This is a genomic window from Kurthia gibsonii, assembly GCF_006539985.1.
GTDB classification, from domain to species: domain Bacteria; phylum Bacillota; class Bacilli; order Bacillales_A; family Planococcaceae; genus Kurthia; species Kurthia gibsonii.
Genome location: NZ_BJOB01000055.1, coordinates 1 through 13388 on the forward strand (window position 1 = coordinate 1; position 13388 = coordinate 13388).

Annotated in this window: 14 protein-coding genes; 10 read left to right on the forward strand and 4 right to left on the reverse strand. The window is 36.3% G+C overall.

Going from position 1 to position 13388, the window contains the following annotated elements; all coding sequences use genetic code 11:
- Positions 1-2 precede the first annotated feature (2 nt).
- Together rlmD and KGI01_RS12130 are read right to left on the reverse strand one after the other, a co-directional pair.
- Positions 3-1379 (reverse strand): 23S rRNA (uracil(1939)-C(5))-methyltransferase RlmD, encoded by a 1377-nt coding sequence (rlmD, locus tag KGI01_RS12125; RefSeq protein ID WP_141274896.1) that lies wholly within the window; start codon positions 1377-1379, stop codon positions 3-5.
- A 42-nt stretch (positions 1380-1421) separates the two neighbouring features.
- On the reverse strand, positions 1422-2318 hold the full coding sequence (locus KGI01_RS12130; protein ID WP_141274897.1) for a TIGR01777 family oxidoreductase: 897 nt from the start codon (positions 2316-2318) through the stop codon (positions 1422-1424).
- A gap of 126 nt (positions 2319-2444) precedes the next feature.
- Between KGI01_RS12130 and recX the strand changes: the two genes are divergently transcribed.
- The 3 genes from recX to KGI01_RS12145 are packed head-to-tail and all read left to right on the forward strand — an operon-like array spanning position 2445 to position 3824.
- A complete protein-coding gene (gene recX, locus KGI01_RS12135) occupies positions 2445-3248 on the forward strand; it encodes a recombination regulator RecX (RefSeq protein ID WP_255314792.1) in 804 nt (267 codons plus the stop codon).
- Positions 3248-3574 (forward strand): YfhH family protein, encoded by a 327-nt coding sequence (locus KGI01_RS12140; protein WP_068450931.1) that lies wholly within the window; start codon positions 3248-3250, stop codon positions 3572-3574. Before recX ends, KGI01_RS12140 begins: the two co-directional genes overlap by 1 nt.
- A 1-nt stretch (position 3575) precedes the next feature.
- On the forward strand, positions 3576-3824 hold the full coding sequence (locus tag KGI01_RS12145; RefSeq protein WP_068450934.1) for a YfhJ family protein: 249 nt from the start codon (positions 3576-3578) through the stop codon (positions 3822-3824).
- A gap of 322 nt (positions 3825-4146) precedes the next feature.
- On the opposite strand, the gene KGI01_RS12150 is transcribed toward KGI01_RS12145, so the two are convergent.
- Entirely contained in the window at positions 4147-5118 is a 972-nt protein-coding gene (locus KGI01_RS12150) for a metal-dependent hydrolase (protein ID WP_141274898.1), read from the reverse strand.
- 82 nt (positions 5119-5200) lie between these two features.
- Here KGI01_RS12150 and mutY point away from each other — a divergent pair, with 82 nt between their 5' ends.
- The 3 genes from mutY to KGI01_RS12165 all read left to right on the forward strand — a co-directional run bounded on the left by mutY (position 5201) and on the right by KGI01_RS12165 (position 8867).
- Positions 5201-6253: an A/G-specific adenine glycosylase gene (gene mutY, locus KGI01_RS12155; RefSeq protein WP_141274899.1), complete on the forward strand. Its 1053-nt coding sequence runs from the start codon at positions 5201-5203 to the stop codon at positions 6251-6253.
- Positions 6254-6389: 136 nt separating this feature from the next.
- A complete protein-coding gene (ntdP, locus tag KGI01_RS12160) occupies positions 6390-6938 on the forward strand; it encodes a nucleoside tri-diphosphate phosphatase (protein WP_141274900.1) in 549 nt (182 codons plus the stop codon).
- A gap of 183 nt (positions 6939-7121) precedes the next feature.
- Positions 7122-8867 (forward strand): ABC transporter ATP-binding protein, encoded by a 1746-nt coding sequence (locus KGI01_RS12165; protein ID WP_141274901.1) that lies wholly within the window; start codon positions 7122-7124, stop codon positions 8865-8867.
- A gap of 45 nt (positions 8868-8912) precedes the next feature.
- Here the strand turns inward: KGI01_RS12165 and KGI01_RS12170 are convergent, their stop codons facing one another.
- Complete coding sequence (locus KGI01_RS12170; RefSeq protein ID WP_141274902.1) at positions 8913-10004, reverse strand: FUSC family protein; 1092 nt, start codon at positions 10002-10004, stop codon at positions 8913-8915.
- Positions 10005-10158: 154 nt separating this feature from the next.
- On the opposite strand from KGI01_RS12170, the gene bcp reads away from it, so the two are divergent.
- The 4 genes from bcp to KGI01_RS12190 all read left to right on the forward strand — a co-directional run bounded on the left by bcp (position 10159) and on the right by KGI01_RS12190 (position 13188).
- A complete protein-coding gene (gene bcp, locus KGI01_RS12175; protein ID WP_141274903.1) occupies positions 10159-10632 on the forward strand; it encodes a thioredoxin-dependent thiol peroxidase in 474 nt (157 codons plus the stop codon).
- Positions 10629-11573 (forward strand): D-2-hydroxyacid dehydrogenase, encoded by a 945-nt coding sequence (locus KGI01_RS12180; RefSeq protein ID WP_141274904.1) that lies wholly within the window; start codon positions 10629-10631, stop codon positions 11571-11573. The genes bcp and KGI01_RS12180 overlap by 4 nt, the downstream gene beginning before the upstream one ends.
- Before the next feature lie 137 nt (positions 11574-11710).
- Positions 11711-12154 carry a peroxide-responsive transcriptional repressor PerR gene (gene perR, locus KGI01_RS12185; RefSeq protein WP_068450958.1) on the forward strand — a complete coding sequence of 148 codons (444 nt, stop codon included), beginning with the start codon at positions 11711-11713 and terminating at the stop codon, positions 12152-12154.
- 170 nt (positions 12155-12324) lie between these two features.
- Positions 12325-13188 carry a nucleotidyltransferase-like protein gene (locus KGI01_RS12190; RefSeq protein ID WP_141274905.1) on the forward strand — a complete coding sequence of 288 codons (864 nt, stop codon included), beginning with the start codon at positions 12325-12327 and terminating at the stop codon, positions 13186-13188.
- Positions 13189-13388 lie beyond the last annotated feature (200 nt).

The window sequence follows — 13388 nt, forward strand, 5'->3', positions numbered from 1 at the left end:
TTTTATTTTCTCAATGTAAGTAATGTCACGCTTTCCACGTGTGCTGTTTGCGGGAACATATCTACAGGTTGAATGTATTCAATGTGATAGATTTTCGTTAATTGTGCTAAGTCCTTTGCGAGTGTTGAGGGGTTACATGATGTATAGACAAAGCGCTTTGGTTTAATTTTTAGAACGGCATCAATGAAGCTTGGTGCAAGTCCTGTACGTGGTGGGTCTACTGTTAAGACATCCGGTACAAAACCTTCTTTTTGCCAGCGTGCTAACCAATCTTCAGCAGTTCCTGTTTTATAGATAGCGTGTTGAATACCATGATTTTCAGCGTTTTGTTTTGCGTTATCGATACTTTCAGGAATAACATCCATTCCACGAATTTCGCTCGCATCTTTCGCTAACCAAAGTCCAATTGTTCCAACACCACAGTAAGCATCGACAACTTTTTCTGAACCAGTGAGTGCCGCTGCTTTTTTAATTTGATTGTATAGATGAACTGTTTGCGTTGGGTTCAATTGGAAGAAAGCACGTGCAGATAGATCAAATGCAAATTCACCTAGTTCCTCATGAATCGTTTCTTTTCCTGCTAAAACGCGAGTAACATCACCAAAAATAAGTGATGTATCTTCAGAATTAATATTTTGAACAATGGATACAACTCGCTCATCAATGTGTTGTAACTTTTCAATCAGTTCCTCTTTTTGCGGGAAGTTTTTACGCGTTGTAACAATGACCAGTTGAACTTCACCTGTGCGAACGCCGACACGTACCACAATTGTACGAATAATACCTTTTGTTGAGCGGCCATCGTAAACTGGAATATCCAACTCCTCGATGATTTTTTTCGTTTTGTTCGTTACAAATGTCGTCATTTCATGTTGGACAGGGCAATCATTTAAGTCGAGTAATTTATGACTATTTTCAGCAAATAGTCCAGCCATTACATGTTTCCCAGGTTTTCTCACTTGGAATTGACTTTTATTACGATAGTGCCACGGGTCATCCATGCCAATTGTTGATTTCACATCAATTTTCTTCGCTTGATTCGGTACATATTTTTGAAGTGCTTGTAATACTACATGACGTTTTGCGACAAGTTGACTGTCGTACGTCATGTGTTGCAACTGACAACCACCACATGCTTCATAAACAGGGCAGGGTGGTGTCATACGATGCTTGGATTTTTTTTGTACTTTTAATACTTTTGCTTCTGAGAAGTTTCGGCTCACTTTCGTAATTTCAGCGTAAACTTCTTCGCCAACAAGCGCGCCGGGGATAAAGACGATATTTCGCTTATAGTAACCAATTCCTTCGCCATTAATCCCTAATTTTTTTATATTCAATGGAATGCGTTTGCCGACTTCCATTATTGTTTCTTGTGCCATACGTGCCACGTCCTTTTGCCATAATCAAAAATCATTTCTCCATTATAGCAGATTTGAAAGGGCGTCATACAGTTTTGGATAATGGAATGTATAACCATGTTCTAATAAAACAGTTGGTTTTACATTTTGACCTTCCAATACCATCTTACTTTTTTCACCGAGCGCTGCTTTTAGTAAAGGGGCTGGTGTCGGGAACCAATGCGGTTTCCGCTTAATTTCCGCGATTGTTTTGCCGAATTGTTCCATACGAACAGGATATGGTGCGGTTACATTAACTGGGCCTGAAATTGTATCGTCTGAAATAACGAAATCAATTGCACCGACAACATCATCAATGTGTACCCATGATACCCACTGCATACCTGAGCCGAGTTTTCCGCCAATATAGAAATCATATGGCATGACCATTAATTTTAATGCGCCACCACCTGAACCTAGAATGACACCGAAACGTGTGAAAACAGTTCGTACACCATATACCTCTGCACGTTTTGCGATTTCTTCCCATTTCTTTACCGTACGTCCTAAAAAGTCGGCTGATTTTTGTGTAGAGGACTCGGTATAAACAGCCGCTTTTGATGTTGGATAAATCCCGATGGCACTTGCATTGACTAATACTTTTGGTTTATTTTCTAGGTCTTCAATGATTCGGATGATTTCAGTAGTCGCTTGCATACGACTTTTAAAGATGGCTTCTTTGCGTTCATCTGTCCAGCGGCCTTCATTCAACGAAACGCCTGCTAAATTTATAAAGGCATCTGCATTTTCAAGTAATTCATTCGGCTTTGCATCTGGTTGTAACCACTGACAGTATTGTACATTCCCAACACGATGACTTTGTTTACGAGTTAGAATAATGACCTCATGTCCTTGTTGCGTGTAAAAGTCAGTTAACCCTTGTCCTACGAATCCACTACCACCTGCAATAACGATTTTCATAAAATACATCATTCCTTTTTCTAGTTTCCTATATTGTACCCTTTATTTGACTTAGACATGCAATCAAAAGGTCTGGGTTGTCACGTTGAAAAGATGTATAATGAGAGGCAAGGTGGAGGTGATGATGTGGCACGCGTGATTACGAAAATTACACGACAAAAAAGAAATGAAGAACGCTATAATATTTATTTAGATGAAAAATATGCGTTCAGTGTGGACGAAGCCATTATCATTCAGTACGGTCTAACGAAGGGGAAGTCTCTTGATGAGATGGCGGTTGGAGAGATTTCCTTCGATGATGAAGTATCAAGAGCCTATAATCGGGCCTTATCTTTTTTAGCGTATCAAATGCGTAGTGAGCATGAAGTACATCAGAAGTTGCTGAAAGCAGAGTTTGGTGAGGCAGTTATTCAAGAAGCCATTCAGAAATTAACACGACTTGGTTTTTTAAATGATGAAACGTATGCGACAGCCCTCGCAGAAACGAAAAAACGCACATCTAAAAAAGGACCAAAAGCGATTTTACAAGATTTAAAACAAAAAGGAATCAATCCGAAGTTACAACAAGAAGTTGTGGAAGCTTTTTCTGAAGAAGAGCAATTGAGTATGGCGATGGAGCTTGCGGAGAAAAAAGTACGACAAGAGCAACGCAAAACACCAAGTCAAATTAAACAAAAAGTGCAGGAATTTTTAGTGCGAAAAGGATATAGTTTTTCAATCGTACAACAAGTACTTGAAATGATTGTCATTCAACCAGAAGAAGATGAATGGACGAGCCTGATTGATTTACAAGGAGAGAAAGTTTGGAGAAAATATAGTCAGAAGTATGAAGGCTATGAACTTCGTATGCGTGTTAAGCAAGCTTTGTATCAAAAAGGCTTTCCAGCTGAAGTGATTGAACAGTATATAGAGAAGAGGGAACAGGAATAATGGAAAAAAAGTATAGTGAGATGACACCAACTGAATTACGCGAGTTGATTGCGACATTACGTGAAAAAGCGCGTCGTGCAGAACAATTAGGTATTCTAAATGAGTTTGCAGTATACGAGCGTAAAGCGATTTTAGCACAAGCTTTTTTATTAAACCCTGAAGATTTTAAAGTCGGAGAAATCTACCGTATTCAAGGAGACCCAGGTGTATTCTTTAAAATTGATTATTTAAAAGGAGTATATGCATGGGGATATCGTTTAGGCGGAGAACAGCAAATCGAAGCGATTCCTATTTCGATGTTAGTAGATGTGAAGGAGGCTTTTTAACTTGAAAACAAAAATTCAAGAGTTGGCAGAGTTACTGCAACAATCAAATGAGAATTTAAGTGAAGAAAAGGCACGTACATGGATTGAGTTATTATGGTCTGATTTTGAATCAACTTATGCGCGAGCAGGTTATTCATATAAGGGCGAAGAAATGACAGAGAAAATGGTACGTCAGTGGATTGAAAGTTACGGTTCGACACTACATGAATTTGTAGCGCGTAATCCAAAATATAAAGATTTATTAAATTAAAAAAGTGAGATAGCGTATTCGATACGCCATCTCACTTTTTACATATTATAACCGAAAGAAAGTAGTAGAAGTGTAAGAACGGAAAGTAAGATGATACAGAAACTTAGTACGATGACCGTCCAAATGACAAACACTTTGGACAGTTTCTTTTGATTTTTTAAAATAATAATGAGTGTAATCAACAATAATAAAAATAGAAAAAGGAATAAAGCAAATAAAGGGAAACGTTCTTTTGCTAAAAGAAGTAAGTCGATTGAAAACACCTCTTTCTATATAGTTAAAAAGCACAATGAGATTTAATCTACATTGTGCTTTTTTAGTTTTAACCTAATTTCGAACGTAATTTTTCTTCTGAGAAAATCCAGCCCGTATAAGAATTAACGACTTTTAAATGTTCATCTATTTGTGCTACCGCAACGAATGGATAACGATTATTACTACGGTAGCGTAAATCGATTAGCCGCACTTCGGTTAAATTATTTTTGATTTTACGAATTTCAAAACGATAGATGGGTGAAAAGGATAGAAAACTTCTTAAATTTTCATCTTGAATAGCAACTTCGAAAAGTTCTTCTTCGGGTAGTGGCTCGATCTTAAATTTGTCGAGCAAAGTAATTGAACGTCCATAGGCTCTTGCAACATAATGATGTGTATCGGAATTCGCTGCTACACGATATTGGAAGAAGTAACATGTAGGCGATAAATAGATGTCTTTTACATCTGGAATGGTATTTTGCACAGCTTGCTTTACAGCATGATGTAGCCAAGTTCTTATGATATAGTAAATGACGAGTGTGCCATATAAAATCGACATCGTGATGACAGGATCAGCACCGAATGCCCAAATCATAATGGCAATTACATTCAATCCAAAAATAATCGGATCAAACGTATTAATAATCCCAAGCGCAATCCATTTTTTTGTGAATGGCCGCAAAGCTTGAGTACCATAAGCATTGAAAATATCTACAAATACGTGTAAGGCGACTGCAAAAAAAGTCCATAACCAGAGATGAAGCACATTGGCATCTGGTAGTAACAGTAATAGGACAAGTGTGATTAATGTAGGCCAAATAAAGACTGCCGGAATCGAGTGTGTAATACCTCGATGGTGACGAATGTAGACGGCATTATTGCGAAGCTTTAATACCGTATCAATATCAGGCGCTTGCGATCCTAACATGACGCCAGCAATAACGGCTGTCGCTGTTGCAGTACTTGCTGCAACGGTTGGATCTGCAAATGTCAGGCCACTAATCGTAATGCCCATAACTAAGTGAGTCCCAGTATCCATTTTTTCAACTCCTTACAATACGAATCGCCTTTTAAAGTTGCTATACCCGATTTATCTTTATTTTAATTCAAGGAGGCCCCCTGTGTCATATCAATACAAAAAAGAGTTTCAACAATTTTTAGTCGAATGGTTCCAACGTGAAAAGCGAGATTTACCTTGGCGAAAAACGAAGGACCCTTATAAAATCTGGGTTTCAGAGGTGATGTTACAACAAACGCGTGTAGACACCGTCATTCCTTATTACGAAAATTTTTTAGAAAAGTTCCCAACTCCAGAAGTACTAGCTGAAGCGGAAGAATCCTTCTTATTAAAGCAGTGGGAAGGATTAGGATATTATTCACGCGCGCGTAATTTACAAGCAGGTGTACGTGAAGTCGTTGAATCTTACGGATCCATTGTACCAAATACACGTGATGAAATCTCGAAATTAAAAGGTGTCGGGCCTTATACGGCAGGTGCCGTTTTAAGTATCGCGTACGGTGTGCCTGAACATGCTGTTGATGGGAATGTGATGCGTGTATTAAGTCGTGTGCTATTAATTGAAGATGATATTGCGTTACCGAAAACAAGAAAAGTATTTGAAAAAGCTGTAATGGATTTAATTGATCCAGATCATCCATCTGATTTTAATCAGGGATTAATGGAATTAGGGGCATTAGTTTGTACGCCTACTTCTCCGAAATGTCTACTTTGCCCTGTGCGTGATTATTGTGGCGCGTTTGCAGAAGGAAGAACAGCAGAGTTACCTGTAAAAGTGAAAAAAACAAAAGTGAAAAAATTACATTATGATGTGTATGTCATTGAAAATAAAGCAGGACAGATTTGTATGGAACAAAGACCTGCTACAGGACTTCTTGCGAATATGTGGCAATTCCCGATGGTTGAACAAACGGCAGACTATTCAGGTATTGCACAGTACGCAAAAGAACATAAAATTGAATTACATGGTCAGGAAGAATTAGTTGAACTAAAACATATCTTCTCACACATCGTTTGGCATCTAAAAGCTTTCTATGTTAAGGGCGAATCGAAGTCGGGTAAGTGGTTCACATTAGATGAAATCGAACATCTACCATTACCTGTACCGATGCAAAAGATTTTACAATCGTATCGCATGCATACAAAAAAGCTTTAATTAAAATGTTGGAAAAATAAGGGGTTTGAAGTTTTTAGTGGAACATGACTTTTTTGCTACACGTTTAATGTCTACATTGATATAATGTTACAAAGAAGTTCTTTAAATGACTACGTTTCACAAAGGTGGGCTAAAAATGACAATTCCAGCAGAAGGGGACATTGTACAAATTCATAGCTACAAGCATAACGGTCAAATTCATCGTGTATGGCAGGAAACAATGGTCCTCAAAAGTACACCGAAGATTTTAATCGGTGCAAACGAGCGCACATTGGTGACAGAGTCAGATGGAAGAACATGGTTGACGCGTGAACCTTCCATCACTTATTTCCATACAGAGCTGTGGTTTAATATTATTTGTATGTTGCGTGAAGATGGTGTCTATTATTACTGCAATATGAGTTCGCCATTCGTATTTGATAACAATGCGATTAAATACATTGATTATGATTTGGATGTGAAAATTTTTCCCGATATGTCATACACATTATTAGATGAAGATGAGTATGAACAGCATAAACAAGAGATGAATTATCCACCAGTTATCGATAGTATTTTAAAAGCAAATGTGAACAAATTAATTAACTGGATTCAACAAAGAAGGGGACCTTTTGCACCAGACTTTATTGAAGCTTGGACGAATCGCTATGAATTTTATAAGCAGATTAAACAGCAAGAAGAGTAGTAAGGACAAGAACAAAACGCATAGTCTCGTAGAAGAGAGAACGGTCTTAGAAATCCATTTGGTTTCTGAGAACGTTTTTTTATTTCGACTGGAAAATTTTAAACCTTTTCTATTTACGAAATAAAACTTATAATGAATTTTGCGACAAAATAAGTCGTGTGAAATTTAAAGGACGTGATCCAAATGGATAGTATGAAACGGTACATGAAATTTGTAAAACCGTATAAATGGGATATTGTATTTGCTTTTATCCTCGGTGTAATCAAATTCATGATTCCCTTAGCGATACCATTATTAATTAAAGTCATCATTGATGATGTTATTAGTAATGATGGTTTACCACCGGATGAAAAGACAAAAAAATTATTCATGTGGATAATTTTCATGGCATTTTTATTCTTTATTGTTCGTCCACCAATCGAATATTACCGTCAATATTTTGCACAGCGTATTAGTAACCGTGTGCTTTATGATATTCGAACCAATATGTATGGACATTTGCAGAAATTAGGTCAGAAATTCTATGCGAATAATCGTGTAGGAGATGTTATCTCTCGTACCATTAATGATGTAGAACAGACAAAGGAATTTATTGTGACGGGGTTAATGAATGTCTGGATTGACCTTGTGACAGTTGTTATTGCGATTGGTATCATGTTATACATGGATTTCAAATTAACACTTGTAACGTTAATCGCTTTGCCATTCTATGTTATTAGCGTAAAGTTCTTCTTTACAAAATTGCGTGCATTAACGCGTGAACGTTCAAAAGCATTAGCAGGTGTTCAGAGTTATCTACATGAACGTGTTCAAGGAATGAGTGTCATTACGAGCTTTACACTGGAACAACACGAACAAGGTGTTTTTAAAAAAGCAAACGGGAACTTTTTAGAAAAAGCTTTAGACCAAACTCGTTGGAATGCGAAAACATTCATGGTTGTTAATACAGTTACAGGTATGGCGCCAGTAGCCGTAATTGGTTATGCAGGTTATCAAGTGATTAATGGTAGTTTAACACTGGGTGTACTAGCAGCATTCATCGGCTATATTGATAGTTTATATAATCCACTTCGACGACTTGTTAATTCTTCAACTACTTTAACGCAATCTGTTGCTTCAATGGACCGTATGTTTGAATTAATGGATGAAAAGTACGATATTACAAATCGCGAAAACGCAAAAGAATTACAACAAGTAGCAGGTAAAGTAACGTTTGATGATGTCGTATTCCGATATAATGATGATGGTCGAAATGTCTTGAATCATTTGAACTTTACGATTGAACCAGGACAAACAGCTGCATTTGTTGGTATGAGTGGTGGTGGAAAATCAACAATCATTAGTTTGATTCCACGTTTTTATGATGTGACAGGCGGATCGATTAAAATAGATGGTCAAGATATACGTGATTTAACGATTGAATCTTTACGTCGAAATATTGGGATTGTTCAACAAGATAATGTATTATTTAGTGACTCAATTAAAGAAAATATTTTGATGGGGAATCCACAGGCGACAGATGAAGAAGTCTATGCAGCAGCGAAAGCAGCGAATGCACATGATTTTATTATGTCATTCCCAGATGGTTATGACACATTAGTTGGGGAACGTGGCGTGAAATTATCTGGCGGTCAAAAACAGCGTGTTGCTATTGCACGTGTATTTTTAAAAAATCCACCGATTTTAATTTTAGATGAAGCGACTTCAGCGCTTGATTTAGAGAGCGAAGCACTTATTCAAGAATCATTAGATCGTTTAGCGCATAATCGTACAACATTAATTGTTGCGCATCGTTTATCGACAATTACGCATGCCAATCAAATTATGCTCATCGATTATGGTGAAGTAAAAGAACATGGAACGCACCAACAGCTTATGCAAGCAGGTGGAGCATATCACGATTTATTCCAAGTACAAGTATTAGATTGAAATAGAAAAACCGAAATCGCATCATAAGGCGCGATTTCGGTTTTTTTAAATAACTTCTTCATTTTCTTCTTTGAACGATTCAGATGCATGGTGTTGAATGAACGAAGTAATCAGTGTGTTCAGATGTTCTAAGTTCTCTTCATAATCTAAAATGCGTGAGAGAATGTGTAACAAGTGGTAACTTGAGAACTCTTCTTCACTTTCACTCGCATGTTCATGTACAATATGTTGCGCGAAAATATCCATAACTTCATTTCGTTGTAAAAATTCTTCTTCGCCAATCCATGTTGTATGTTCTGCTTTTAACTTACCAGTATATTTCAGCAATAGTTGCTCGTGATATGTTAGTAAGAAATCAAGACGTTCTTGAATCATAATATGGAACTTTTCAGGAAGGTGCGATAATTCATTTTCATGCAGGTGAAGACGATTTAATACCTCAATGCTTTTGGTCATCGTAATTAACATTTGACGGTAGACGACAAGTTTACGGTGTTTCATATTTCGTGCTTTTTTTGTATAACCACGTTCTTCTTTAAATAATTTGTACAAATTATTTACACGTTCGAACTGCTTGCGAAGTCGACGTAAAGATTGCTTTGTTGATGTATGTTCAGATGCTTGACGAACAGCGAGACGAATCCACTTAATAATATCTGTTTGTAAATACTTAATCGAAGTGAATAATCTTTCTTCGTATTTAGGCGGTAAGAAAATTAAGTTGATGATGAATGCTGCAAGTACACCGGTCATGACTGTGACAAATCGCCACATCGCGAACGCGATGAAAGAGCCTTCTTGAAATTCCATAATCACAATAATCGTTACGAGAGCAAGTGAGATGCTCCCTTCTAATTTGAACTTCATCATAATGATGAGTGTCACCACAACAGCAAATCCAACGACTACATAGGAATGACCAAATGTAAGACCGAAAATAACGGCGATAGCAGCGCCGATTAGATTCCCTTGAACTTGTTCAATAATGGTTTTGTAAGACCGATAGATGGAAGGTTGTAAAGCAAAGATTGCCGCGACTCCTGCGAAGATAGGAGCAGGTAGTTCAAACCAGCTCGCTAAGTAAAGTGCGAAAACAATTGCTACACCTGTTTTTAATATCCGGGCACCTAATTTCATGTGAAAGTGGGTAACCTCTCTTTCATTCTTTATCGTCGTAACTTTATATCATATTGGAGAAACGGTCAACTATTTTTTCATTGTATACAAAATTCACGATATTTACCAAATATATTGTTACAATAGAAATAATTCAATTCATGGAGGGATTTAGATGGAATCATTGAAAAATAAAAAAGCACCTTTATTTACATTACCAAATGAAAAAGGGGAACAAGTAGCCCTAGAAAGTTTCTTAGGTAAAAAGAATGTAATTTTATACTTCTATCCAAAAGATATGACACCAGGTTGTACAACAGAAGCTTGTGATTTTGCTGCGGCTTACGAAGATTTTTCAGATTTAGATGCTGTCATTCTTGGTGTAAGTCCAGATCCAGCTGAACTACATGAAAAATTCATCGCAAAACATAACTTACCATTCTCTTTATTAGTTGATACAGATGTTAAAGTAGCAGAAGCCTATGGTGTATGGCAACTGAAAAAGAATTTTGGTAAAGAATACATGGGGATTGTACGCTCGACGTTTTTAATTAATAAAGAAGGTATTGTTCAAGAAGAGTGGCGTAATGTTCGGGTCAAAGATCATGTTGCGAAAGTAGCAGCAGTTTTAAGAGGTGAGAATGAATGATTTATTTCACATTTGATCCACGACCAGATTTAAAAAAGGATTTAGAACAGTCCATGCCAGAAGAACAAATCGTTTATGATACGAAAGTGGATAACACTCAGTTAGAAAAAGCAGAAATTCTTGTGACATATGGAGAAGATTTAACGCCTGAGCATATGAAGTCCATGAAAAATCTAAAATGGATTTTTGTTGCTTCTGCTGGAATTGAGAAAATGCCGCTTGCAGAGTTAGACGAAACCGAAATTATTGTATCAAATGTAAGAGGCATTCATAAAAAGCCGATGGCAGAATCCGTTTTAGCACACATTCTTTCATATTATCGTTCGTTACCGGCAATCTATGCAGAACAACGCGCACATAATTGGAAAAGAAAAATACCTTCCAAAGAGTTAAATGGTGCAACAGCTCTTATTTTAGGACCAGGTGCAATTGGCAGTGAGATGGGGCGTTTACTTCAAGCTTTCGGTGTACACACAATTGGTTGTAATCGTTCAGGTAAACAGGCAGATTATATGGATGAAATGATTGCTTTCAATCAATTATTAGACACATTACCTCGAGCTGAGATTATTTTGTCTGTTTTGCCAAGTACAAAAGAAACAAAATATTTATTAACAGCAGATCATTTTAAAGCGATGAACCCCGACACATTATTTTTGAATTTTGGACGAGGCGATTTAGTAGCGACAGAAGTCTTGATAGAAGCACTACAACAAAAAGAGATTGCCTATGCAGTGTGTGATGTATTTGAACAAGAACCTTTACCATCAGACTCACCACTATACGACTTAGAGAATCTAACAGTTTCACCACATGTTTCAAGTCAGTCTTCTCGTTATCTTGAAAGAAGTTTCGATATTTTTAAAGAAAACTATCGTCACTATCGTAAGGATGATCATAATCAAATCACAAACCAAGTAAATTTAAAAAATGGTTATTAATTTTCAATACCACGCTTCTATTTGAGAATAGCTGCGTGGTATTTTAATTTTGAGTATAAGAAGTTGACAGTAACCACTAATATTAGATAAACTAATTATAACGATTATAATTAAAGAATACTTATGAAAGAGGGTGCATGGCGATGTCTGAAATGCAATTAGAAACTGCGCTAGACACGCTCAAGAAAACAGGCGTTAGGATAACACCGCAGCGTCATGCGATTTTAGAATATTTGATTGAAGCGATGTCACATCCAACAGCTGATGAGATTTATAAATCATTAGAGTCAAAATTTCCGAATATGAGTGTAGCCACTGTTTATAATAATTTACGTGTATTTAAAGAATCCGGATTAGTACAAGAATTAACATATGGTGATAATGCAAGCCGTTTTGATTTTGTTACAAGTAAACACTATCATACGATTTGTCAGTCATGTGGTAAGATTGTAGACTTCCATTATCCTGGGCTCGACGAAATTGAACATTTCGCTTCACACGTAACAGGTTTTAAAATTAATTCACACCGTTTAGAGATTTATGGTGTATGTCCTGAATGTCAAGAAGAGCAGTCGCAGTAAAAACAAAAGGGAGTTGCATAACGCAATTCCTTTTTTTATTGTTAACTCTTGCCGAGTGACGTTCGTTTTAATATGATTAAAGATAGAGATGAATCTATGCATGTGTCTGGATTTCATTTTGTGCGTTTTCGAACATGATTTTCTAATGAGTAGAAGCAGGGGGAATTCAAGTGGAACATATTTTACGTCCAATTTATCAAGAGCGAGCAAGTGATCCAAACACATTAGGTGCTATCTTAGTTGAAAAGATTGATGATTTAAGTCCTGAAACAGATAATATAGATGCGATTCTTCTTATATTAGTAGCAGAAGCAGAGCTACCTGTTTTTACAAAACACTATACATATGAAGAACATCATGCAGCTATGCATATTGTGACAAACAAACAATTGCGTAAATGGTTATTATTAGGCACGAATAAAAAAATCATCAATTGGATTATGGACGGTCGTGTTGTATTTGATCGTAATGAAACAATTTATTCACTGCGACAAGAGATGCGAAATAATCCACGATACGGTCGACATGTAAAACTTGGTATTGAATTTTCAAAGCTACTTAGAAGATTTCAAGAAGGTCGTGTGAGTTTTGAACAACGTGATTATGTAGATGGTTTCTTTCAAATGATGGAATGTCTACATCATGTAGCAAGACTTTCTATTATTGAAGTAGGTGTTTATCCAGAGTTAAAAGTGTGGGAACAAGTAAAAACATATAATAATGAAATTTATGATTTATATGAAGGCTTTATTGAAAAACCACGACCTATTGAACAAAAGATTTTAGAAGTCATCGTTTATATAGAAAGTTTTATAGATCAGAAGGTTGTTGAGAGTGGTCGTCATATTGTTGAAGTAATGAAACAAAAAGATGTATGGACGATTCAAGAATTACATGAGCATGAAGAATTGAAAAATTACTCGATTAACTTAGAGGTATTTGTTGAATACTTAATTGATAAAGGTTATATTAAGATAGAACTTTTACCGACGAAGTCGAATGATGTAAAACACCGTTTATATAAGGTTGAATAAAGTTTTTTAAAAAGTTTATAAAAAGTGTTGACTTCGAATAAGAAGTTATTGTATTATATTAAATGTCAGTAAGACATGACAACAAAACAACACATCAACATTGATTGGTAAGTTGAAAAAAACTTTTTTAAAAAAGTTATTGACAAACAAATCGATAAGATGATAAGATATTGAAGTCGCTAAGAAAACGACGAAACAAC

Bases quoted from the DNA above. Each gene is read 5' to 3' on its own strand.
- rlmD (WP_141274896.1), bottom strand. From the start codon at position 1,379: ATGGCACAAGAAACAATAATGGAAGTCGGCAAACGCATTCCATTGAAT.
- KGI01_RS12130 (WP_141274897.1), bottom strand. From the start codon at position 2,318: ATGAAAATCGTTATTGCAGGTGGTAGTGGATTCGTAGGACAAGGGTTA.
- KGI01_RS12140 (WP_068450931.1), top strand. From the start codon at position 3,248: ATGGAAAAAAAGTATAGTGAGATGACACCAACTGAATTACGCGAGTTG.
- KGI01_RS12150 (WP_141274898.1), bottom strand. From the start codon at position 5,118: ATGGATACTGGGACTCACTTAGTTATGGGCATTACGATTAGTGGCCTG.
- ntdP (WP_141274900.1), top strand. From the start codon at position 6,390: ATGACAATTCCAGCAGAAGGGGACATTGTACAAATTCATAGCTACAAG.
- KGI01_RS12165 (WP_141274901.1), top strand. From the start codon at position 7,122: ATGGATAGTATGAAACGGTACATGAAATTTGTAAAACCGTATAAATGG.
- KGI01_RS12170 (WP_141274902.1), bottom strand. From the start codon at position 10,004: ATGAAATTAGGTGCCCGGATATTAAAAACAGGTGTAGCAATTGTTTTC.
- bcp (WP_141274903.1), top strand. From the start codon at position 10,159: ATGGAATCATTGAAAAATAAAAAAGCACCTTTATTTACATTACCAAAT.
- KGI01_RS12180 (WP_141274904.1), top strand. From the start codon at position 10,629: ATGATTTATTTCACATTTGATCCACGACCAGATTTAAAAAAGGATTTA.
- perR (WP_068450958.1), top strand. From the start codon at position 11,711: ATGGCGATGTCTGAAATGCAATTAGAAACTGCGCTAGACACGCTCAAG.